25 protein-coding genes and 2 tRNA genes are annotated in these 22,048 nt (G+C 64.7%); 19 read left to right on the top strand and 8 right to left on the bottom strand.

The features are described 5' to 3' along the window. The first annotated feature begins 2 nt into the window (after positions 1 to 2). On the top strand, positions 3 to 224 hold the full coding sequence (locus AC4D6D_RS12205) for a hypothetical protein (RefSeq protein ID WP_491325489.1): 222 nt from the start codon (positions 3 to 5) through the stop codon (positions 222 to 224). 369 nt (positions 225 to 593) lie between these two features. Here the strand turns inward: AC4D6D_RS12205 and AC4D6D_RS12200 are convergent, their stop codons facing one another. After that, positions 594 to 776, bottom strand: coding sequence for a hypothetical protein (locus tag AC4D6D_RS12200; RefSeq protein WP_491325488.1), 183 nt, complete (start codon positions 774 to 776; stop codon positions 594 to 596). An 8-nt stretch (positions 777 to 784) separates the two neighbouring features. Here AC4D6D_RS12200 and AC4D6D_RS12195 point away from each other — a divergent pair, with 8 nt between their 5' ends. The 11 genes from AC4D6D_RS12195 (at position 785) to AC4D6D_RS12145 (ending at position 8,799) form a co-directional block, all read left to right on the top strand. Then, positions 785 to 1,000 carry a hypothetical protein gene (locus tag AC4D6D_RS12195; protein ID WP_491325487.1) on the top strand — a complete coding sequence of 72 codons (216 nt, stop codon included), beginning with the start codon at positions 785 to 787 and terminating at the stop codon, positions 998 to 1,000. A 134-nt stretch (positions 1,001 to 1,134) separates the two neighbouring features. Further along, positions 1,135 to 1,347, top strand: coding sequence for a hypothetical protein (locus tag AC4D6D_RS12190; protein ID WP_491325486.1), 213 nt, complete (start codon positions 1,135 to 1,137; stop codon positions 1,345 to 1,347). Further along, positions 1,344 to 1,703, top strand: a complete 360-nt coding sequence (locus AC4D6D_RS12185) for a helix-turn-helix domain-containing protein (protein WP_491325485.1) — start codon at positions 1,344 to 1,346, stop codon at positions 1,701 to 1,703. Before AC4D6D_RS12190 ends, AC4D6D_RS12185 begins: the two co-directional genes overlap by 4 nt. Positions 1,704 to 1,705: 2 nt before the next feature. Next, a complete protein-coding gene (locus tag AC4D6D_RS12180; protein WP_491325484.1) occupies positions 1,706 to 2,545 on the top strand; it encodes a tyrosine-type recombinase/integrase in 840 nt (279 codons plus the stop codon). A 268-nt stretch (positions 2,546 to 2,813) separates the two neighbouring features. Then, positions 2,814 to 3,779 (top strand): thymidylate synthase, encoded by a 966-nt coding sequence (gene thyA / locus AC4D6D_RS12175; RefSeq protein ID WP_491325483.1) that lies wholly within the window; start codon positions 2,814 to 2,816, stop codon positions 3,777 to 3,779. Positions 3,780 to 3,933: 154 nt separating this feature from the next. Next, positions 3,934 to 5,232: a thiamine pyrophosphate-dependent enzyme gene (locus AC4D6D_RS12170; RefSeq protein ID WP_491325482.1), complete on the top strand. Its 1,299-nt coding sequence runs from the start codon at positions 3,934 to 3,936 to the stop codon at positions 5,230 to 5,232. Positions 5,233 to 5,237: 5 nt separating this feature from the next. Beyond that, positions 5,238 to 6,290, top strand: coding sequence for an alpha-ketoacid dehydrogenase subunit beta (locus tag AC4D6D_RS12165; RefSeq protein WP_491325481.1), 1,053 nt, complete (start codon positions 5,238 to 5,240; stop codon positions 6,288 to 6,290). 4 nt (positions 6,291 to 6,294) lie between these two features. After that, positions 6,295 to 7,650, top strand: coding sequence for a dihydrolipoamide acetyltransferase family protein (locus AC4D6D_RS12160; protein WP_491325480.1), 1,356 nt, complete (start codon positions 6,295 to 6,297; stop codon positions 7,648 to 7,650). 13 nt (positions 7,651 to 7,663) lie between these two features. Continuing rightward, positions 7,664 to 8,260 (top strand): YdeI/OmpD-associated family protein, encoded by a 597-nt coding sequence (locus tag AC4D6D_RS12155; RefSeq protein WP_491325479.1) that lies wholly within the window; start codon positions 7,664 to 7,666, stop codon positions 8,258 to 8,260. Positions 8,261 to 8,581: 321 nt separating this feature from the next. Further along, positions 8,582 to 8,658, top strand: a tRNA-Asp gene (locus AC4D6D_RS12150). A gap of 64 nt (positions 8,659 to 8,722) precedes the next feature. Further along, a tRNA-Asp gene (locus tag AC4D6D_RS12145) sits at positions 8,723 to 8,799 on the top strand. Between the two features lie 103 nt (positions 8,800 to 8,902). On the opposite strand, the gene AC4D6D_RS12140 is transcribed toward AC4D6D_RS12145, so the two are convergent. From AC4D6D_RS12140 to AC4D6D_RS12125, 4 genes are all read right to left on the bottom strand, one after another. Then, positions 8,903 to 9,118 carry a DUF2842 domain-containing protein gene (locus AC4D6D_RS12140; RefSeq protein ID WP_491325478.1) on the bottom strand — a complete coding sequence of 72 codons (216 nt, stop codon included), beginning with the start codon at positions 9,116 to 9,118 and terminating at the stop codon, positions 8,903 to 8,905. Between the two features lies 1 nt (position 9,119). Then, a complete protein-coding gene (locus tag AC4D6D_RS12135) occupies positions 9,120 to 9,722 on the bottom strand; it encodes a 5-formyltetrahydrofolate cyclo-ligase (RefSeq protein WP_491325477.1) in 603 nt (200 codons plus the stop codon). A 305-nt stretch (positions 9,723 to 10,027) separates the two neighbouring features. Next, positions 10,028 to 10,360: a cell division protein ZapA gene (locus AC4D6D_RS12130; RefSeq protein ID WP_491325476.1), complete on the bottom strand. Its 333-nt coding sequence runs from the start codon at positions 10,358 to 10,360 to the stop codon at positions 10,028 to 10,030. A 4-nt stretch (positions 10,361 to 10,364) separates the two neighbouring features. Further along, positions 10,365 to 10,580 carry a hypothetical protein gene (locus tag AC4D6D_RS12125; RefSeq protein ID WP_147215576.1) on the bottom strand — a complete coding sequence of 72 codons (216 nt, stop codon included), beginning with the start codon at positions 10,578 to 10,580 and terminating at the stop codon, positions 10,365 to 10,367. A gap of 233 nt (positions 10,581 to 10,813) precedes the next feature. Between AC4D6D_RS12125 and tkt the strand changes: the two genes are divergently transcribed. From tkt to AC4D6D_RS12100, 5 genes are all read left to right on the top strand, one after another. Continuing rightward, positions 10,814 to 12,802 (top strand): transketolase, encoded by a 1,989-nt coding sequence (tkt, locus tag AC4D6D_RS12120; protein ID WP_491325475.1) that lies wholly within the window; start codon positions 10,814 to 10,816, stop codon positions 12,800 to 12,802. 16 nt (positions 12,803 to 12,818) lie between these two features. Further along, the gene (gene gap, locus AC4D6D_RS12115; protein ID WP_491325474.1) at positions 12,819 to 13,826 is read left to right on the top strand and encodes a type I glyceraldehyde-3-phosphate dehydrogenase; all 1,008 of its coding nucleotides are present in this window, start codon (positions 12,819 to 12,821) and stop codon (positions 13,824 to 13,826) included. Between the two features lie 118 nt (positions 13,827 to 13,944). Continuing rightward, positions 13,945 to 15,144: a phosphoglycerate kinase gene (locus AC4D6D_RS12110; protein ID WP_491325473.1), complete on the top strand. Its 1,200-nt coding sequence runs from the start codon at positions 13,945 to 13,947 to the stop codon at positions 15,142 to 15,144. Between the two features lie 30 nt (positions 15,145 to 15,174). Continuing rightward, entirely contained in the window at positions 15,175 to 16,281 is a 1,107-nt protein-coding gene (locus AC4D6D_RS12105) for an acyltransferase family protein (RefSeq protein ID WP_491325472.1), read from the top strand. A gap of 82 nt (positions 16,282 to 16,363) precedes the next feature. Beyond that, the gene (locus AC4D6D_RS12100) at positions 16,364 to 17,275 is read left to right on the top strand and encodes a fructose bisphosphate aldolase (RefSeq protein WP_491325471.1); all 912 of its coding nucleotides are present in this window, start codon (positions 16,364 to 16,366) and stop codon (positions 17,273 to 17,275) included. A 64-nt stretch (positions 17,276 to 17,339) separates the two neighbouring features. Here AC4D6D_RS12100 and AC4D6D_RS12095 read toward each other — a convergent pair whose 3' ends face one another. Further along, a complete protein-coding gene (locus AC4D6D_RS12095; protein ID WP_491325470.1) occupies positions 17,340 to 17,906 on the bottom strand; it encodes a hypothetical protein in 567 nt (188 codons plus the stop codon). Between the two features lie 140 nt (positions 17,907 to 18,046). Here AC4D6D_RS12095 and thiE point away from each other — a divergent pair, with 140 nt between their 5' ends. Both thiE and AC4D6D_RS12085 read left to right on the top strand, forming a co-directional pair. Next, the gene (gene thiE / locus AC4D6D_RS12090) at positions 18,047 to 18,685 is read left to right on the top strand and encodes a thiamine phosphate synthase (protein ID WP_491325469.1); all 639 of its coding nucleotides are present in this window, start codon (positions 18,047 to 18,049) and stop codon (positions 18,683 to 18,685) included. Positions 18,686 to 18,821: 136 nt separating this feature from the next. Continuing rightward, complete coding sequence (locus tag AC4D6D_RS12085; protein WP_491325468.1) at positions 18,822 to 19,664, top strand: arylamine N-acetyltransferase family protein; 843 nt, start codon at positions 18,822 to 18,824, stop codon at positions 19,662 to 19,664. A 1-nt stretch (position 19,665) separates the two neighbouring features. Here AC4D6D_RS12085 and moaB read toward each other — a convergent pair whose 3' ends face one another. Continuing rightward, positions 19,666 to 20,193 (bottom strand): molybdenum cofactor biosynthesis protein B, encoded by a 528-nt coding sequence (moaB, locus tag AC4D6D_RS12080; protein ID WP_491325467.1) that lies wholly within the window; start codon positions 20,191 to 20,193, stop codon positions 19,666 to 19,668. Continuing rightward, a complete protein-coding gene (locus AC4D6D_RS12075) occupies positions 20,183 to 22,000 on the bottom strand; it encodes a lytic transglycosylase domain-containing protein (protein ID WP_491325466.1) in 1,818 nt (605 codons plus the stop codon). The genes moaB and AC4D6D_RS12075 overlap by 11 nt, the downstream gene beginning before the upstream one ends. Positions 22,001 to 22,048 lie beyond the last annotated feature (48 nt).

Raw genomic sequence — 22,048 nt, 5'->3', positions numbered from 1 at the left:
GCATGGACTCCGCTGAATATCGGGATCGCCGGGACCATCAGAAGGCGATGGAGGCTGATGGCCGCGTGGCTGACAGCATGGAGGTTCGCCTTGCGCTGATGGCCCGCGTGCATGCCGGAGAAATCACCCTTGAGGCTGCGCAGAAGGAGCTGGCCGCGATCAAGCGCCGCGCCAAGCGCGATGGCCTCATCACCCGCAACCAAGCATTTCTGGGGAGGTCGTAATGCCTAACACCCGCACTGAGCATACGCCGGGAAAGGTTGCGGCGCGCGAGATGAACCAAAAGCGGATATCTGCTGATCTTCAAAATCACCGTGAGCGTCTCGTGTGGCTTTCTGCTGAAAGCCCAAGGTGGGCCTGCGGAACACCAGTCGATGGTCACACGCGTCAAGCCCTCCTTGTCCAAAGCCGAGATGTCGTCGCCAAAGCCCGAGGTGCCGCATGAAGACCTTCACCGTAGAGGTGACCCAGGCGGATCGAACGGCAGCCGCCGATGCTGTGAAAGCGATACGGGGTCACAAAAACCACGATTGGCAGCAGCGCATCCGCGACGGAAAATGTGACGACGGAACGATGGTCCAAGCCTTCGCCCGTCACCGCATCGCCTTGCGGACCGACGACCAGGCCGCCACGAGGCCCGCGCCCATCAGCTTGGAGCCTGATGCAACCGACATCCGCTTGGTGCTCGAAGGCACGCTTCCGCGCTGCCCGTTCTGCAACGGCACGCCATCGACCCACACACGGTTCTTCCCGCATTCCGGGATATACCAGTCCATCGTTCATTGTGGGCGATCTGGCGCAAGTCACGGTCAACCAGCGCGACCACGAAGAGGCGCGGCAGGATGCTATTGCGCACTGGACAGCCCGCGCGCCGGTTCAGCCAGACGACCTCGCCGCCGCCTCCCAGCTTGAGCACTCCGGCCTCATCTCCCGCGAGAAGTACAATCACATCGTAGAGAACATCAGGGCCAGGGAAAGTATTCGGGGAGCGATGGCGTGACATGGATAACTTCACCAGCGACCAGGCTTGAGGAAGCCATAGCCCGCTTCAAGGCCGACCTGCCGGGTTGGTGGTTCTCGGTCGGAGAGTGCCAGGTGTCTTGTGATGCCTCGTGCGCACCGACGAGCGAAACCATGGATATCGGCATCGTCGGCATTCCCGGCAGCGACGATCGGTTCGATAGCGGCTTCCACGCCGACCTTGAACAACCCTCGACCTTGGCTGAAGCGCTCGACGATGTGCGCATGCAGGCGCTGGAGGCCTTGGGCAAGCACAACAAGGGAGAAGTCTGCATGACCCCCCATAGCATCGCCCGCTGGCCTGCAATGAAAGGAGAGGGAGTGTGACGAGACTTCTGACCGCCGAGCAGGTTTGCCAGCAGTTCGGCATTCCTTCGCCGCGAACCCTTCGCACGATGAGGGAAAAGGGGCTTGCCGCCGTTCGGCTCGGCAAGGCCTACCTCTTCGACGAAAAAGACGTAACCACCTTCATCGAGAAACAGAAAACATGCCAAGACCAAACCGAGGCCCCCGCCTCCATTGGCTCGCAGATCGAGCGGCCTTCTACATTCTCTGGTACGAGCGTGGGAAGAAGTGCGTTCGGTCAACTGGCACGGCAGACCGCCGCGAAGCTGAAGCAGCCCTCGCGAAATTCATCGGGGCAAGTCATCAGCATCTCGGGCCGCGAGAGCCGGGGCAAATAGGCGTGGCTGAGGCGTTGTCCTTCTACCTGGAGCATCGCGCCCCAAAGGCTGCCGACAGCGCGCGAATCGCCTATGCCGTTGAAGCCCTCTTGCCGTTCTGGGAGCACAACATGCTCGACCAGATTACGCCCCTGACTTGCGAGGCATATGGCAGGCACCGCGGCAAGTCTCCAGGGACTGTTCGCCGCGAGCTAGCTACGATCACTGCGGCCCAGAACTTCCTATTCAAGGAAGGCAAGCTGACGCGAGTGGTTGCGCTTCCATTGCCCAACAAGCCGGACCCAAAGGACCGATGGTTGACGGTGCGAGAGGCAGCGATTCTACTGAATTCGGCTAGGCATGGCGGGCGAGACACGCGGCTCTATCTTCCGCTGTTCGTGCTGATCGCGCTCTATACCGGCGCTCGCAAGGAGGCGATCCTTTCGCTCAAATGGCCACAGGTAGACCTCAAGGCGAAGCGAATTTCCTTCGCGGTGCCTGGCCGTGCGAAGACCAAAAAGCGCCGCCCCACACTGCCGATCCCCCGCCGCCTCATGACCTTCCTAAGGCTGGCATGGCGCCGCCGGTCAAGCGACATCGGGCCAGTTGTGCATATCGATGGCAAACCGATCCTGCGAATCGACAAGGGGTTTCGAGCTGCCGTAACGCGCGCGGAATTGGTCGATGTGACGCCCCACACCCTGAGGCACACGCGCGGAACTTGGTTGGCGCAGAATGGAGTTCCGATGTGGGATATCGCTGGGTGGCTCGGACAGGACCCGGAAACGACCGCCCGCATCTATGCCCACCACTCGCCGGACTTTATGGATAAGGCCCTCGAAGCCGCAGATCGGAGGCGATGATGTTGTTGTCGTTTCGTTGCCGCAACCAACGCCGAATAACGTCAATAACCGCAAGATTAGGCTTGCAACAACCGCAGAAAACAGCCACTTTCAATTCGCCGTCAGTCTTCGGGAGGCAGGGGCCGGAGGTTCGAATCCTCTTTCCCCGACCATTTTCACCCTCGGGTGAGGCATAGAAACCCAGCGGAAACGCTGGGTTTTTTGCTGTCTGGCCCCCGCGCGTGGATGCTCTTTTCCTTGGGCCGCGCGATGGGCTAGGCTTCGCGGCATGACCGAAATCCTCACCGCCGATTCCGTTGCTTCGACCACCGCGCCTCACTGGGAGCGGCAATACCTCGATCTCATGCGCCGAATCTGGGAAGAGGGCGACGAGCGGGTGGACCGCACCGGCGTCGGCACGCGCTCGGTGTTCGGGGCGACGATCCGTTTCGACTTGTCGACCGGCGCGATGCCTTTGCTCACCACCAAGCGCGTCTACTGGAAGACGGCGACCCGCGAACTCCTGTGGTTCCTGACCGGGGATACCAACATCCGTTCGCTCTGCGCGCAGGGTGTCGAAATCTGGACCGACTGGCCGCTGGACCGCTATCGCCGCGAGACGGGTGAGGCGATCGAGCGAGCGGAGTTCTCGCGCCGGATCGTCGAGGATGCCGGTTTTGCCGAGCAGTGGGGTGATCTCGGCCCGGTCTACGGCAAGCAATGGGTGGACTGGCCGGTCTACGAGGATGCGGGCGAGGGGCTTTACCGCAAGCGCGCCGCAGGGGTGAACCAGGTCGCGCAAGTGATCGAGAGCCTGAAGAACAGTCCCGGTAGCCGCCGCCACATCATCGAGGGCTGGAACGTCGCCGAACTCGATTCGATGGCCCTGCCGCCGTGCCACAAGACCTATCAGTTCCATGTCGCCAATGGCCGCCTGTCCTGCGCGCTCTATCAGCGCAGCTGCGATCTCGGGCTCGGTTTCGCCTTCAACATGTGGTCGCTGGCGCTGCTGACGCGGATGTTCGCGCAGCAATGCAACCTTGAGCCGGGCGAGGCCGTTTGGATGGGCGGTGATGTCCATCTCTATCTCAATCACGCGGCGCTGGTCGAAGAGCAGCTTTCCCGAAATCCCGAGGGAGAAGCGCGATTCGAATTCGCCCGCAGGCCCGATTCGATCTTCGATTACCGGATCGAGGATTTCGTGGTCTCGGGCTACGCGCCGCAGGCGCATATCGCCGCCCCTGTGGCCGTCTAGGGCCGGTTGCGAAGACTTTCTCGATGGATTGACATTGCTGGAGGTTGAAATATTATGACCTGACCGTGGAATTTTGAAACGCGTTAGGTTCGTCCCTTTTTCCTAGCGCAGATCAGGTTTCCGCGGCCCGGAAAGTCGGGAGAGGATAACCAGAATGGCCGAAGGCCCGGTTCGCACAGGCAAGTTACGCGGCAATCTGCCGCCACTCGATCTCTATGTCCCCGAGCCGAGGTATCGGCCCGGCGATACAGTTGATTATACCCACCTGGGAATCCCCGAACCGGGCCTTCTGGCCCGGCCGGACGAGGCCTGCGAGGCGCGGGAAACCTGGCCGTTGACGCTGGATATGGTCCGCGTCCTCGGCGACGACGACCGGGCCGTGGGTCCATGGAATCCCGGTCTCGACCCCGAAACCCTGCGCCGGATGCTCTCGACGATGGCGCTGACCCGCGCTTTCGATGACCGCATGTATCGCGGCCAGCGACAGGGCAAGACCAGCTTCTACATGAAGTCCACCGGCGAGGAGGCGATCTCGATTGCCTGCGCTCACGCGCTCGCGGCGGACGACATGGTGTTCCCCAGCTACCGCCAGCAGGGCATCCTGATCGCCCGCGGCTATCCGCTGGTGGAAATGGTCAACCAGATCTACTCGAACCGCGCCGACCCGCTGAAGGGCCGACAACTGCCGATCATGTATTCGGCCAAGGACTACGGCTTCTTCTCGATCTCGGGCAACCTCGCCACCCAGTTCCCGCAGGCGGTGGGCTGGGCCATGGCGAGCGCGATCAAGGGCGATACCCGCATCGCTACCAGCTTCGTGGGCGAAGGCTCCAGCGCCGAGGGCGATTTCCACGCGGCGATGACCTTTGCGGCAGTCTATAACGCGCCGGTCGTGCTCAACGTGGTCAACAACCAGTGGGCGATCTCCAGCTTCTCGGGCTTTGCCGGGGCAGAGCGCACGACCTTTGCGGCGCGCGCGGGGGGCTACGGCATCGCCGGGTTGCGGGTGGACGGCAACGATATCCTCGCGGTCTATGCGGCGATGGAATGGGCCGCCAACCGCGCCCGTGCCAACAAGGGGCCGACCCTGATCGAGCACTTCACCTATCGTGCCGAAGGGCACTCCACCTCGGACGATCCCAGTGCCTATCGTTCCGCGCGTGAGGCCGAGGACTGGCCGCTCGGCGATCCGATCATGCGGCTCAAGAAGCACCTGATCGCGCTCGGCGAATGGTCCGAGGAACGGCATGAGGCGATGGACCGTGAACTGGCCGAGCAGGTCAAGGCGGCGACCAAGGAAGCCGAGAAGAACGGCATCCTCGGCCACGGCCTCCACCATCCATTCCACACGATGTTCGAGGACGTGTTCGAGGAACTGCCCTGGCATCTCCAGGAACAGGCCGAACAGGCGATCCGCGAGCGACAGACCAAATGGCCGGAGTGGAAGGAGTGAGGACCATGATCGAGGAAAACCCCATCAGCCTCCACGACGCGCCGAGTCGTCCGATGAACATGATCGAGGCTATCAACGATGCGCTCGACATCATGATGGCGCGCGATCCCGATGTCGTCATCATGGGCGAGGACGTCGGCTACTTCGGCGGCGTGTTCCGCGCGACGGCAGGCCTTCAGAAGAAGTTCGGCAAGAACCGCGTGTTCGATACGCCGATCAATGAATGCGGCATCATCGGCGCTGCGGTGGGCATGGCCGCCTATGGCCTGCGCCCGGTGCCGGAAATCCAGTTCGCGGACTATATCTATCCGGGCCTCGACCAGCTCGTCTCGGAAGCGGCGCGTCTGCGCTATCGCTCGGCCGGGGAGTTCGTGGCGCCGATCACGGTGCGTTCGCCGTTTGGCGGCGGCATCTTCGGCGGCCAGACCCACAGCCAGAGCCCCGAGGCGCTGTTCACCCATGTCGCCGGTCTCAAAACGGTGATCCCGGCGACGCCCCATGACGCAAAAGGCCTGCTGATCGCGGCGATCGAGGACAACGACCCGGTCATCTTTTTCGAGCCCAAGCGCATCTACAACGGCCCGTTCGACGGTTATTACGACCGTCCCTCGCGGCCCTGGAAGGGGCTGCCCGGAAGCCAGGTGCCAGAGGGTTATTACAAGGTGCCGCTGGGTAAGGCCCGCGTCGTGCGCGAGGGTGCGGCCCTGACGGTCGTGACGTACGGCACCATGGTCCATGTCGCTGAGGCGGTGCTGGCCGAAAAGGGCGTCGATGCCGAGATCATCGACCTCCGCAGCCTCGTCCCGCTCGACATCGACACTGTGGAAAAGTCGGTGGAGAAGACGGGCAAATGTCTGGTGATACATGAGGCGACCCGCACGTCCGGCTTTGGCGCCGAACTCGTCACGCTCGTCCAGGAGCGCTGCTTCTATCATCTCGAAGCTCCGGTGGAGCGCGTGACGGGTTTCGACACGCCTTATCCGCACAGCCTCGAGTGGGCCTATTTCCCCGGTCCCGTCCGCATTGGCGAGGCGGTCGATCGGCTCATGAAGGATTGATCCGATGGGTCGTTTCACATTCCGCCTGCCGGACATCGGCGAAGGTATCGCCGAGGCCGAGATCGTCGCCTGGCACGTCAAGATCGGGGACAGGGTCGAAGAGGACGGCCGTCTGGCCGACATGATGACCGACAAGGCCACGGTCGAGATGGAAAGCCCGGTTTCGGGCGTGGTCGTCGAAGTGGCGGGTGCCGAAGGGGATGTCATCGCCATCGGCTCGCCGCTGGTGGTGATCGAGGTTGAAGGCGCGGGGAATGAAGTCGATCGCGGGCCTGTACCGAAGGCTGAAGTGGTCGAGAATGTTGAGGCGGCAGTGGCCGGTGCTTCGACCCTTCGACAAGCTCAGGGCTCAGCACGAGCGGAGGTTGTGGAGACCGAAACCACTGTAGCACCTGCTCCCACTCCCGCGCCAAAACCCACACCCGCTCAGGCTGAGCTTGTCGAAGCCCGCACACCCACGCCCGCGCCAAAGCCGACTGCCCCCCACGCCAAAGTCATGGCCAGCCCCGCCGTGCGCAAGCGCGCCGCCGATCTCGGTATCGACCTTGGCGAAGTGCGCCCGGCCGAGGGCGGCCGCCTGCGTCATTCCGATCTCGATGCCTTCCTGTCCTACAATGCCGCGGGCGGTTTCCAGCCCGCGGGACGCAAGGGGCAGGACGAGCAGGTCCGCGTGATCGGCCTGCGCCGCCGCATCGCCGAGAACATGGCCGCGTCCAAGCGCCAGATCCCGCACTTCGCCTATGTCGAGGAATTCGACGTGACGGCGCTGGAGGAAACCCGCGCGCAGCTCAATGCGGGCAGGGGGGATAGGCCAAAGCTGACGATGCTGCCGTTCCTCATCACGGCGATCTGCAAGCTGCTGCCCAGGTATCCGATGCTCAATGCCCACTACGACGACGAGGCGGGCGTGGTGACGCGCTACGGTTCGGTCCATCTGGGCATGGCGGCGCAGACCCCGGCGGGGCTGATGGTCCCGGTGATCCGCGATGCACAGGACCGCAATCTCTGGCAACTCGCCACCGAGATCGGCCGTCTGGCGCAGGCGGCGCGGGACGGTTCGGCCAAGTCGTCCGAGCTTTCGGGATCGACGATCACCGTCACCTCGCTCGGGCCGATGGGCGGGGTGGCGACCACGCCGGTCATCAACCGCCCGGAAGTGGCGATCATCGGTCCGAACCGCATCGTCGAGCGGCCGATGTTCGTGAAGGGCGCGGACGGCGCGGAGCGCATCGAGAAGCGCAAGATCATGAATATCTCGATGTCCTGCGACCACCGCGTGGTGGACGGCTGGGACGCCGCCAGCTTCGCGCAAGACCTCAAGACGCTGATCGAGGCTCCCGCGCTCATTCTCGCGGGGTAAGGGGAGAGGGTGAATGGGCAAGGATCCGCGCGTCGATGACTATATCGAAAGGGCTGCGGACTTTGCCCGCCCGATTCTCGAACATCTGCGCGCGCTGGCCCACCGCGCGCTTCCCGGCGCCGAAGAGGCGATCAAGTGGGGTATGCCGCACTTCACGGTAAAGGGTAAGAACGTCGCCGGAATGGCGGCGTTCAAGGCGCACTGCACTTTCGTCATCCATGGCGATGGTAGGCAAGGCGACGCGATGGGGCAGTTCGGGCGAATCACGAAGATTGCCGATCTGCCGGACGAGGCGGTGCTGACCGCGAATCTCCAGGCCGCGCTGGGGCGGGTGCTGGAGAAGGGCACCGCGCTCAAAACCGGCGGTGAACGTAAGCCGCGCCCAGAAATCGCGATGCCGGAAGATTTTGCGGCGCTGCTGGCGTCTACACCGGCGGCGCAGGGGGTGTTCGAGGCCTTCAGCCTGTCCCAGCGGCGCGACTATCTCGAATGGATCACCGAAGCGAAGACGCTTGTCACGCGGGGCAAGCGCATGGCGCAGGCGGCCGAGTGGATCGCCGAGGGAAAGACCCGAAACTGGAAATACGAAAAGCCGCGCAAGTCTTCCTGACGTTCTGAGCGAGGGGCGATCGCCGTCCTTGTCCCAGTAGCAAGCCTTTCCCAACCCAATCCCGTCGTCCCTGGCTCCGCAGAGGATTCAGCCCGGCCCAGAAATTTTTTTCGCGAATTTTCCGCCGGTCGAGCCGCTCTGAAGCCGCTGCCGCGCGGTGAAAATCGCAAAATCACCCCCAAAATCGGGCCTCAGGCAAAACTGTCCACAGGCTAGTCGCGGTTCGGTCGTAAAAATCTTCATGGGGTTGGAATATCGCGTTGACAGCCACCCGGTGCTGACATAGAGGGCGGCCTCCCAAGCGGACGCAACCGCAAGAACGCGGGTGTAGCTCAGTTGGTTAGAGTGCCGGCCTGTCACGCCGGAGGTCGCGGGTTCGAGCCCCGTCACTCGCGCCACTTGGGAAAGATCCTGGTAATCCAGGGACTTGAGGTAGTCTAAAAACCTCGAACACATTGCTGCGCGGGTGTAGCTCAGTTGGTTAGAGTGCCGGCCTGTCACGCCGGAGGTCGCGGGTTCGAGCCCCGTCACTCGCGCCATTTCCTTCACGGGAAGTGGTAAGGCAATGAAACGAAAAAGGCCGGGTTAACGCCCGGCCTTTTCTTTTGTCCATCGCGCGCGACAAAAAAGAACGCCGGGGAATTACCCCCAGCGTCCGGTTTCCATCCAGATCAGGAACCGCTTTAGCGGCAAAATCCATACCACCCCCAGCGCGAGGTAGACCGGCGTCTGGAGCAGGGCATGCCATGTTCCGATCATCAGGGGCAGATATCGCGCGATCAGCAGCCCATAGACGCACAGGGCGACGAGCAGGCCGAGGACCCCGATGGGGATTCGCCAGGTCGGGGTCTCGCGCAAGTCAGATCTCTCCCTCGTAGATTCGCGTCGGCGTCACGATCGCATCGAGAATGCGGTCGTGCGGCTCCATGGGAAGAGTGTCGGCCAACTGGCAGTCCCAGGCAAGGCCGATCGCGGGAACGTCGGGATTGGCTTCCAGCCAGCGGTCGTAGTGGCCGCCGCCCTGGCCGAGTCGGTGTCCCTCGGCCGTGAAGGCGATCAGGGGCACGACAACGATCGCCGGAACCACCGCTTTCGCTTCCGCAGGCGGCTGGAGCGAGCCCCAGGGGCCGACAACGAGTTGTTCCTCGTCGAAGGGATTGTCCCATTCGCGGAACTCCATCGGGCTTTCGCGCGTGGCGAACCAGGGGAGAGCGATCCGGCGGTCATGCTCCGAGAGCCAGCGGGCCCAGCCGAAGGCCGGGGCTTCGTCCCGGACGGGGGCGTAGAGGCCGATGGTCAGCCCCTCGGGCATCATTTCGGCGACGGGCGCGGGTGGGCGGTTGAGCACGAGTGCGCGCATGCCTTGCGGCAGCGAGGCGACATGTTCGCTGCGCGCGGCCCGGTGCTTCTTGCGCAGCGCGCTTTTCTCGGACGGCGGGGAGAGAGGAGGCGACGAATCCACCGTGGGTCCCATTCCTGCAAAATCTGGTCAGGGCCGCGACAATAGCACCGAAGGTCTTTCGCGGCATGTCGGAATTCCGGCACTGCTCATGCCGAAAAAGATAAAGGCCGGAAGAATCCTTCCGGCCTGAAAATGGGTGACGGGCCCACCATGGGTCGTTTCCTAGAAATCCTCTGACGCCTCGACGTCAGGTGGGGACCATATGCGTCGGACCAGGGTCCGGGCAGGGACAGCCCCCATTGGATTGCTTATAGCCTCAGGGATGTTCGAACGGCACGTGCCGGGCAGTTCCCGTCCCCCCCTAGTTAGGCATTCGGAGCGCGCTGCTCAAGGAGGTCTGCAAGATTTTCGACATGATCCGCGATCCGCACGAGTTCCTCGACCAGAACTTCGGGGATTTCCGGCTCCGGAGCGGGCGCTGGAGCGGTAGCTGCCGGGCGCTGGCGCAGTTCGTGCAGTTCGTCCGCCAGCATCAGCGAGGCGAAGAGCAGCATGCGCGGTTCGGTCTGGCCGACGACTCCGGCCTGCGCGAGCTTCTCGTCGATCATCTGCGCGAGGCGGGTGACATGCGCTTCCTCGCCGTCCGCGCAGGCGAGCATGAATTCGCGCCCGCCGATCGTGAGCGTGACGTTTGCCATCGCCTCAGGACTTCCGGTCAGAGAGTTGGCCGTTAGGAAGCAGGCCGTCGGCAAGCAGGGCGTCGATTTCGCCGAGCGCGTCCTCTACGGTGCCGCGCAGGCGGTCGTGGCGCTCCTGCAAGTCGTGGTTCTGCGATACGGCGCGTTCCAGCCTTGCGAGGGCTGCCCGGATCCTGTCGACTGCCTGCTCGGTCGCGGCCTCGTTGGTCACCTTGTCCATCGATTTTGCGCTACCGTGAAATGGCCAAAAGGCAATCAATCGGACGGCCTTGTTCACAGGGCTTTCGATCAGCCGGGCGGAATGTGCGCCACGCGATTGGCATATATATGTACAAGCCCCCATATGCGCGGCCTATACCCGCTATCAGGCGAACTTGACGGGAGACGGCCTCGCCCTAAAGGGGGTCGGCAAGTTCGAATCGTCCCATTCCTTCCGTTTCCGGAGCTTTCACGATGACCCTTGCTGCTGACCGTCTCGCGCCGATGGCCAATGCCATCCGGGCGCTGTCGATGGACGCTGTTCAGGCGGCCAACAGTGGCCACCCCGGCATGCCGATGGGCATGGCCGACGTCGCGACCGTCCTGTTCTCGAAGTTCCTCAAGTTCGACCCCGCCCAGCCCAAATGGGCCGACCGCGACCGCTTCGTGCTGTCGGCCGGTCACGGTTCGATGCTGATCTACTCGCTGCTCCACCTGACCGGCTATGCCAGCCCGACGATGGACGACATCCGGAACTTCCGCCAACTCGGCTCGGTCTGCGCCGGTCATCCCGAGAACTTCCTGATCGAAGGCGTGGAATGCACCACCGGCCCGCTCGGCCAGGGGCTGGCCATGGCGGTCGGCATGGCGATGGCGGAGCGTCAGCTCAACGCCAACTTCGGCGAGGATCTGGTCGACCACAAGACCTGGGTCATCGCCGGTGACGGCTGCCTCATGGAAGGCATCAACCACGAAGCCATCGGTCTGGCCGGTACGCTGAAGCTGGGCCGCCTCAAGGTTCTGTGGGACGACAACAAGATCACCATCGACGGCGACACCTCGCTTTCGACCAGCGAAGACATCCCGGCGCGCTACCGCGCTTCGGGCTGGGACGTGTTCGAGTGCGACGGCCATGACTTCGCCGACATCGAACGCGCGCTGGCCGAGGCTGCCGCTTCGGACAAGCCGACGCTCGTCGCCTGCAAGACCGTGATCGGCAAGGGCGCCCCCAACAAGCAGGGCGGCCATGACGTGCACGGCGCCGCGCTGGGCGAGGCCGAAGTGGCTGCTGCCCGCGAATACCTCGGCTGGACTTCGGCACCGTTCGAAATCCCGGCCGAAATCCTGGCCGACTGGCGCTCGCTCGGTGAAAAGGGCGCTGCTGCCCACGCCGATTGGTTCGCCCGTCTGGCAGCCTCGGACAAGGGCGAGGAATTCGGCCGCCGCATGGCCGGCGAACTGCCGGAAACCGACGCGATCCGCGCCAAGCTGGCCGAATGGCTGGAAGGCGACTCGACCGTCGCCACTCGCAAGGCCTCGGAAAACTGGCTGAACGTGCTGGCCCCGGCGATCCCCGAGATGATCGGCGGCTCGGCCGACCTTACCGGCTCGAACAACACCAAGGCCAAGTGCCAGGAGCCGTTCACCCCGGACAACTACGGCGGCCGCTACGTCTACTACGGCATCCGCGAATTCGGCATGGCCGCTGCGCTCAACGGCATGGCGCTGCACGGCGGCGTGATCCCCTACGGCGGCACCTTCCTGATCTTCTCGGACTACTGCCGCAACGCGATCCGTCTCTCGGCGCTCCAGCAGACCCGCGCGATCTACGTGCTGACCCACGATTCGATCGGCCTCGGCGAAGATGGGCCGACCCATCAGCCGGTCGAGCACGTGATGTCGATGCGCCTGATCCCGAACCTCTACGTGTTCCGCCCGGCGGACGTGATCGAGACGGCGGAATGCTGGAACATCGCGCTCGAATCCGAGGATACCCCTTCGGTCCTCGCGCTGACCCGCCAGAACCTGCCGCAGCTGCGCAAGACCGGCGACATGCTTTCGGCCCGCGGTGCCTACACGCTCCGCCATGCCGATGCCGACCGCAAGGTGATCCTGATCGCCACCGGTTCGGAAGTCGAACTGGCCGTGAAGGTGAAGGACGAGCTGGAATCGCAGGGCATCGGCGCAGACGTCGTCTCGATGCCGTGCATGGAGCTTTTCGCCGCCCAGGACGAAGCCTACCAGCATGAAATCCTGCCCAACGATGCCTCGATCCTGAAGGTCTCGATCGAAGCCGGCATCACCATGGGCTGGGAACGCTATACCGCACAGAGCCGCAACGGCGGCCTGAACATCGGTCTCGACCGCTTCGGTGCCTCGGCTCCGGCCAAGGACCTGTTCGCTCGCTTCGGCTTCACCGTCGATGCGATCGTTCCGAAGATCCTCAACAAGCTCAGCGTGTAAACAGGAGAATTTACCTATGGCGACCAAGGTTGCGATCAACGGTTTCGGACGCATCGGGCGCAATGTCGCCCGCGCCATTCTCGAACGCACGGACCATGACCTCGAGCTGGTGTCGATCAACGACCTGGCCGACGCCAAGGCCAATGCCCTCCTGTTCAAGCGCGACAGCGTCCACGGCACTTTCGAAGGCACCGTGGAAATCGACGGCACCGACCTCGTCATCAACGGCAAGCGCATCCATGTGACCGCCGAGCGTGACCCGGCGAACCTGCCGCACGCCGCGCAGGGCGTCGACATCGTGCTCGAATGCACCGGTTTCTTCACCAACAAGGAATCGGCCTCGAAGCACATCGATGCGGGCGCCAAGCGCGTGCTCGTCTCGGCCCCGGCCAAGGGCGTGGACCTCACGGTCGTCTACGGCGTGAACCACAAGGAACTGACCGCCGAGCACGTCGTCGTGTCGAACGCCTCGTGCACCACCAACTGCCTGGCGCCCTTCGCCAAGGTCCTGCACGAGAAGATCGGTATCGAGCGCGGTCTGATGACCACGATCCACTCGTACACCAACGACCAGAAGATCCTCGACCAGATCCACAGTGATCCGCGTCGCGCCCGCGCTGCCGCGATGAACATGATCCCCACCAGCACCGGCGCCGCCGTGGCCGTGGGCCTCGTTCTTCCGGACCTGAAGGGCAAGCTCGACGGTTCGTCGATCCGCGTGCCGACCCCGAACGTCTCGGTGGTCGACCTGACCTTCGTGCCGAAGCGCGACACCACGGCCGAGGAAGTCAACGCGCTGCTCAAGGAAGCGGCCGAAGGCGAACTCAAGGGCGTGCTGGGCTACACCGAAGAGCCGCTGGTCTCGATCGACTTCAACCACGATGCGCACTCGTCGACCATCGACAGCCTTGAGACTTCGGTTCTCGAAGGCAAGCTGGTCCGCGTCCTGTCGTGGTACGACAACGAGTGGGGCTTCTCCAACCGCATGGTCGACACGGCCGGCGTGATGGCAGGCCTGCTCTGACAATGACTATGGCGGCGGATCGCAATCGGTCTGCCGCCTTTGCTGTCGCCGCGAAAGTCCACCCGGGCTTTCGCGGCGCAGTGCTGAATCCGAGAAGAAATTGCGTGAGGATCGAGCAATGAGCGCTTTCAAGACCCTTGATGACCTTGGCGACGTGACAGGCAAGGTCGCGCTTGTGCGCGTGGACCTCAACCTGCCGATGAACGACGGCGTCGTCACCGACGACACCCGCATCCGCGCCGCGGCGCCGACTGTACTGGAACTCGCCGAAAAGGGCGCCAAGGTCCTCCTGCTGGCCCACTTCGGCCGTCCCAAGGGCGAGCGCGTTTCCACCCAGTCGCTGTCAATGGTGGTCGGTGCGGTCGAGAAGGTGCTCGGCAAGGAAGTGATGTTCGTGCCGGAAATCGCCGGTGACGTGGTCAAGCAGACCGTCGGCATCCTGCGCGCGGGCGATATCGCCATCCTCGAGAACACCCGCTTCTGGAAGGGCGAGGAAAAGAACGACCCCGAACTGGTCAAGGCGATTGCCGCCAACGCCGATTTCTACGTCAACGACGCCTTCTCCGCCGCCCACCGTGCCCACGCGACGACCGAGGGCCTCGCGCATGTGCTTCCGGCCTATGCGGGCCGTTCGATGCAGGCCGAGCTGGAAGCGCTCGACAAGGCGCTCGGCAAGCCTGAAAAGCCGGTCGCGGCCGTCGTCGGCGGCGCCAAGGTTTCCTCGAAGCTCGACGTGCTCAAGCACCTCGTGACCCAGGTCGATCACCTCATCATCGGCGGCGGCATGGCCAACACCTTCCTCGCCGCCAAGGGCGTGGACGTGGGCAAGTCGCTCTGCGAGCATGACCTGACCGGCACCGCGAACGAGATCCTCGATACCGCCGACACCGCGGGCTGCACCGTGCACCTGCCTTACGAAGTGGTGGTCTCGAAGGAATTCGCCGCCAATCCGCCCAGCCTGCGCACCTGCAACGTCCACGAAGTGGCGGCGGACGAGATGATCCTCGACGTCGGCCCGCTCGCGGTGGAAGCGCTGGGCGACGTGCTCAAGACCTGCCGCACGCTCGTGTGGAACGGCCCGCTCGGCGCGTTCGAGACGGTGCCCTTCGATGCGGCCACCGTGGCGCTGGCGAAGACCGCAGCGGCTCTGACCCGCGAAGGTTCGCTGGTCTCGGTCGCGGGCGGCGGCGATACGGTCGCGGCGCTCAATCACGCGGGCGTGGCGAACGACTTCTCGTACATCTCGACGGCGGGCGGCGCCTTCCTCGAATGGATGGAAGGCAAGGAACTGCCCGGCGTGGCCGCGCTTTCGGCCTGATCCGACGATAGCTGGGGAGGGGCGGCAAGCATGAACACGTCGATGCCTGCCGCTCGCCCCGAGCGGCAACTGCCCTGGCACGGCCGCTATGTAACGCTCGACGGCATGCGCGGGATCGCCGCGCTTGCCGTCGCGCTGTTCCATTTCAACATCTCGCAGGCCCCGCACGGCTATGTCGCGGTGGACTTCTTCTTCGCGCTTTCGGGCTTCGTGCTCTGCACCAGCTATCTGCCGCGCTGGCAGGGCGGGATGGGTACCGGCGATTTCATGACGAAGCGCCTGGTGCGGCTCTATCCGCTGTTCCTCGTCGGCATCGCGCTGACGACGACCGTGGGCGTGGTGCGGCATTATACCGGCGGCGATACTTCGCTGAAGCTGCCGACGATCGTCATCAGCACGGCTCTGAATGCGCTGATGATCCCCTCGCCGCTGACGGGGACGCTGTTCCCGCTCAATGTCCCGGCCTGGTCGCTGTTCTACGAGCTGGTCGCCAATCTCGTAATGATCCTCGTGCTGTTCCGCCTGCCGCGCCTGGCGCTGCTGGCGGTCTGCGCGGTCTCGGCATGGCGCTTCGTTCCCGCCGTGCTGGAAAACGGTTCGGGCAATATCGGCGCGGTCTGGCACGAGTGGTCGCTGGCCCTGGCGCGGACGATCTATTCGTTCTGTGCGGGCATGCTGATCGCCCGCCTGCGCCAGCCCGCGCATCGACCGGCGACGCTGGGCGGGCTTCTGTGCCTAGCCGCCATTGCCGCGATGCTGCTGGCCGATCCCAAATGGATCGCGGAGAGTCATTTCGATCTCGCCTGCACGCTGGTGATCTCGCCGCTGCTGGTCTGGTTCGGCTCGCGCGTCGAACCCTCGCGCAGGCTCGCCCCGGCGGCCTGGTTCGTCGGCGAAGTGTCCTTCGCGCTCTATGCGGTGCACTGGGCGCTGATCGAGCCGATGCGCTACTTCAAGGACGACCTGCATTACAACGAAGTGCTGATGGCCTTCGTCTATCTCGGCGCCTGCCTTGCCACCGCGTGGTTCTGCGTGCGCTGGATCGACGTGCCCGCGCGCACCCTGCTGTCCGACATGCTGCGCCGCCGTCGGCAGGCGCGGCTCTTCGCCGGAACGGGTCGCCCAACGGACGGATAGCCTTTTGCCGCAGTTGCGAAACGGAGCCTCGGAGAATAAGCCCGTTTCACGATTGCTCACACAATCCAGGAGGAGAAAAACCATGGAATTTTCAGAGATGACGGCCAAGATGGCCGGCGGGAACGGCTTCATCGCCGCGCTCGACCAGAGCGGCGGTTCGACCCCCAAGGCGCTCAAGGGCTACGGCATCGAGGAAGGCGCCTGGTCGACCGAAGAGGAAATGTTCGGCCTGATCCACCAGATGCGCGCCCGCATCATCGCTTCGCCCGCATTCACCGGAGACAAGGTGATCGGCGCGATCCTGTTCGAGCGGACCATGGATGGCGAAGTCGCCGGCGTGCCCACTCCGCAGGCGCTGATCACCAAGGGCGTGGTTCCCTTCATCAAGATCGACAAGGGTCTTGAGGACGAGGCGAACGGCGTGCAGCTGATGAAGCCGATGCCGACCCTCGACGCCCTGCTCGAACGCTCGAAGGCGCTCGGCGTCTACGGCACCAAGGAGCGCTCGGTCATCCACTCGGCCAATGCCGAGGGCATCGCCGCCGTCGTCAAGCAGCAGTTCGAGATCGGCCAGCAGGTGCTTTCGCACGGCATGATGCCGATCATCGAGCCGGAAGTGAACATCAAGAGCGAGACCCGCGCCGCCTGCGACGAGATCCTGCTCGCCGAGCTGCTCAAGAACCTCGACGCCTTGCCGGAAGGCACGCGGGTGATGCTCAAGCTCTCGCTGCCGATCGTGCCGGGCACGTTCGATCCGCTCGTTTCGCACCCCAAGGTGCTGCGCGTCGTTGCGCTCTCGGGCGGCTACGAGCGTCCCGAGGCCTGCGTCGAACTGGCGAAGAACAAGGGCATCATTGCCAGCTTCAGCCGCGCGCTGCTTCAGGACCTGCGCGCGCCCATGAGCGACGCCGAGTTCGATGCCGCGCTTGGCGAGGCGATCGACGAGATCTTCAAGGGCTCGACCCAGAAGATCGGCGCCGCTGCGGCTGCCTGAGCGGCCCCTACGGATTTCGCTTGAAGGGAAGGGCGGTGCCGCAAGGCGCCGCCCTTTTCGTTTCTCAAAGGCCGCCCATGAAGCGGAAGCCGAACTGATAGGCGAGCGGCGCGGGCTTCTTGCCGCCGACGGGGTGAGGCAGGGCGTCCAGCAGATCGAGCTGGCCGTCGGCGACCTGTACGGGCTGGCCGAGCGTCATGTCCATTTCGCGCGGGCCTGAGCCGAGGTCGACGCGCACCCGCACGCGGAGGCGTCCGGCCCAGACGCACTGGGTTCCCGCGGCGCAGCGGCTGTCCTCCAGCAGGGCCAGCGGGGTCACTTTCGGCCCATCGACATAGATCGTCTCGCCGATGCGGGTATAGGCCAGAGGCGGGCCGCTGTAGGGACCGGGTGATGGTGTCGCCGGTGCAGGGGGCTGCGGGGTGTAGAAATCGCTCGGCGGCGTACTGTCGGTCTGGGGCTGGGGATCGGCTTCGACGACATCCGGTTCGAGAGCAGGCGGCGGCGGGCGGTTCGCCTCGACGGGCCGGGGCGGCGCTCCACCCGGCGTTTCCGGAATGATCCGGCAAGCCGAAAGCGCGACGAGGGCGGTCATGAGCGAAAGGGCGGTCGATAGGGCGCGTCGTTTCATGATCCTCACACGTGTCTGTTTTGGGCCGAGGGGCAATTCCGGCAGAAAACCGCATCGCGGCTGAACCTTGCCCTAACTATCGCGTTTGCGCGCATGACGAAGCCTTTTCCTGTGCCCATGGAACCGCTAGTGCCGCAGCCATGGACGATATCGAACGCGAACCGACGCAGCTCTACCTGATCTCGCCGCTGGAAGTGGCCGGCGGATTTCCCGAACGCCTGGCCCGCGCCCTCGACGCGGGGCCGGTCGCGGCGTTCCAGTTCCGGGTCAAGGACCTCGACCAGCACGAGGCCGCGCGCCTTGCCGAGCCGCTGCAGAAGATCTGCGGCGACCGCGACGTGGCCTTCATCGTCAACGATTCGATCAGCCTCGCCAAGCGCCTCGGCGCCGACGGCGTGCATATCGGGCAGGACGACGGCACTGTCGAGGAAGCCCGCAATGCACTCGGCCGCGACGCGCAGATCGGCGTGACCTGCCACGACAGCCGCCACATGGCGATGGATGCAGGCGAGGCCGGGGCGGACTACGTGGCTTTCGGCGCCTTCTTCCCGACCACCACCAAGCAGGTGAAGCACATGGCGGGGCTGGATCTGTTGACATGGTGGCAGGGCATCTTCGAGATTCCCTGTGTGGCCATCGGCGGGATCACGCCGGAAAACTGCGGTTCGCTTGTCACGGCGGGCGCGGACTTCCTCGCGGTCTCGGGCGCCGTCTGGAACGGCGACGAAGTGGCGGCGATCAAGGCCTTCCACGATGCGATGGCGGCCGTTCAGGCCTGACGGCCAGTCGGAGTATCCGGGGGGAGTCCACAGGATTTCCCCCGGCTCCCCACATACTATCCACCCGCCATCCCCTGCTTCCGAACAGCTTATCCACAGGCTTGCCCCGGTGCCGCGCGGGGTGCAGAGACGGGGCATGGATCTCGCTCGCTACTTCGAACGCATCGGCCTTACCGAAGCCCCCGCGCTTTCGCCCGAGGGGCTGGCCAGCCTCCAGCAGGCGCACCGCCGCTCCATCGGCTTCGAAAACCTCGCCATCCTGCTGGGTGAGGGCATCCGCATCGACAGCGAGAGCGTTTTCGAGAAGCTCGTGCTGCGCGGGCGCGGGGGCTATTGCTTCGAGCAGAACCGGCTGCTTTCCGATGTCCTCTCCGCCATAGGTCTGGTCAACCGGCCCTTGCTGGCGCGCGTGCTGCTGGGGCTGGGCGACGGCCTTGTGCCGCCGCGCACCCATACGCTGCTGCTGGTCAACCTCGGCGGCGAGGCGTGGATTGCCGATGCCGGGTTCGGCGGCTCTTACGTTCCGCCGCTGCCGCTGGAAGACGGCGCGCAAGTCCAGACCGGCGACGGCGCCTGGCACCGCCTCCTGCGCAGCGGCGAGCGCGGTTCGCTGGGCGGTGAGTGGCGATTGGAACGGGCCGGACCCGTCAGCGTCACCGATGGTCGCGCCGCTCCGCATGGCGATTGGCAGCCGCAATATGTCTTCGACCTCGCCGAGGTGGCGCAGGACGATCTGGAACTGAGCAATCACTGGACCGCGACCCGCCCGGCGACGCGCTTCACGACGGTCTGCATTGCCAGCATCGCGCTGGAAGGCGGCTTTGCCTCGCTGAGCGACCGTCAGTTTACGCTGAGCCGGAACGGCGCCAGCGAGGTGCGGCAAGTGGAGACCGCCGCCGAATATGCCCGTCTGCTAGGCGACGTGTTCGGCATCGCGCTGAGCGAAGCCGAAGCCGCCAGCTTGCCGATTTTCCCCTGAATTACTTCTCCCGAAGCCTCGGCATCAGTTCCACGAAGTTGCAGGGCCGGTTGCGGCTGTCGAGTTGTTCGGCGAGAATGCCGTCCCAGCCGTCCTTCACCGCGCCGTTCGAGCCGGGCAGGGCGAAGATATAAGTGCCGCGCGAAACGGCGGCGCAGGCGCGGGACTGGACGGTCGACGTGCCGATGCTCTTGTAGGAGAGCCAGCGGAACAGTTCGCCGAAGCCCGGAATGTCGCGTTCCTTCACCCGGTCGATCGCTTCCGGGGTGACGTCGCGGCCGGTCAGGCCGGTGCCGCCGGTGGATACGATCGCGTCGACATTGGGATCGTCGATCCAGGCGTTCAGCCGCGCGGCGATGACCTCGGCGTCGTCCTTCTCGATCGCCCGGTCGGCCAGCGTGTGTCCGGCATCGACGACGCGCTGGGCGAGGATATCGCCCGACGTGTCGTCCTCCGGGTCTCGGGTGTCCGAGACGGTCAGGACGGCAATCTGGATCGGCTTGAAAATACGTTCGGGGTCAATGGCCACGCAGGATAGCTCCGTTCGCGGACATGCGAACGGCCTGCGATCCGGAGAGTCCGGGGAAGGTCGGCCACATGTCCTGCACGAGCGCCATCCGGCTTTCCGACTGACCGCCTGCCTGCCGCTCGTACATCCAGTAATTGCGCAGCACTATGTTCACATAGCCGCGGGTTTCCCAGTACGGCAGCGATTCGATCCACAGCAGCGGATCGCCCTGGCAGTTCACTTCGCTATTCCAGCGGCGCACCGGCAGCGGACCGGCATTGTAGGCGGCCATGACCTTGGGCAGCAGGCCTTGCGTGCCCGGATCGCTGCGCAGCGTTTCCAGATGGCGCTGGCCGAAGGCGAGATTCACTTCGGGCCTGTTGAGGTCAGACGCATTGCCGTTGTAGCCGAGCGAGCCTGCATGGTCGCGCGCGGCGGCAGGCATGATCTGCATCAGGCCCCGTGCGCCCGCCGGGCTGACGACGCTGGTCTGGAAGATCGATTCCTGGAGGGCATGAGCATAGACCAGCGCCGGATCGACCTTCCAGCCGCCCACCGGAGTCCATTTCGGGGTCGGGAAGCGGCTTGCAGGCTCTGGCTTCCCGCCGAAAGGCGCGTTGTAGGCCATCCAGAGCTGGGTCGAAGGCAAACCGAGATCGCGGGCGAGGCGCGTGATCGAGGCGTACTGATCGGGCGTGCCGATCCGGGCCTGGTGGCGCAGCACTTCGTCGGCCAGGCTGTCCTTGCCGATCTCGGCCAGTTCCACGGCGGTGCGGATGTTCGCATTGCCGCGCAGCACCTGCCAGTCGTTCTGGGTGAAGTCGGCGGCGGCGTGCTGTTCGGGCAGTTTCATGCCGAGCTGTTCGGCGGCGAGCATGCCGTAGAGCGTCTCGTCCCGCGCGGCGGCGAGGCGCAGCGCGGCCGAAGCCTGCTCCGGCTTGCGGCAGCGGATCAGTGCGCGGCTGCGCCAGTAATGCGCCGCGCTGGTCAGTTCGGCATTTTCCGAAGACTTGGCGGTCTTGTCGAAGGCATCGACGGCGCCGTCGCAGTCGCCAAGGCGCCAGGCGGCAAGGCCTGCGGTCCACCAGGCTTCGCCGACCCAGGGGCCGGTGCCCATCGCGGCCAGTTGCGCAAGCTGGTAGGCCTGCGCGTCCTGGTTCTCGATATAGAAGCTCCAGGCCACTTTCTGGCGCCATTCGGCCCGCGTGGAAGGGCTGAGACCGGCGTCGATGCCGTCGAGCAGCACCCGCGCGCCGGTGGGGTCGTCGGCCTTGATGCGATCGTTGATGCCGTTTGCGATCATCGCCGGCATCGTGCCGTCGTTGATCGAGGAGGGGCGCACGCGCTTAACCATGGTCGGCAGACGGGCGAACTGCTGTTCCGACGGCAGTGAGGGCAGATTGACGGCGCCGCGCTTCAGGGCGAGGCGGCTGATCTGGTCGGCACCCGGAAGATCGGTGCCCTGTGCCAGCCACGATTCCAGCGCGGGCAGTTCGATCTTGGGCGAGCCCGAGGCGAGGTAATAGGCGGCGCGAAGCTGCTGGTGCAGCGGGCCGTCCGGGCGATCCGCCAGCAGCCGCTGCACGGTGGACCAGTCCTTCGAATCGACCGCGTCGAACGCCTGCTTGTAATAGGTGCGGTCGTCCTGGCTGAGGAGCGAGGGGACCGCCGTGTTGTCGGCGCGCGTGCGGAAATATTCCACAGCGGCACTGTTGGCGAAAGCCGGGCTTGCGCCAGCGGCGGATAGAACGGCGAGAACGGCAAGGGCGGCGCTGACGCGACCTGCTTCCTTGCGGATTCTCTCCCTGCCGGATCGTTTCAAATTCATTCCCCGCATCGTGCGACCGCTTTGCCGGAGAAGGAACGTCGCTTCAGG

It is taken from the genome of Novosphingobium sp. BF6 (assembly GCF_058273105.1).
Note: the sequence above shows the minus strand (reverse complement) of the source record. Positions and strands in the feature narration are given on the sequence as shown.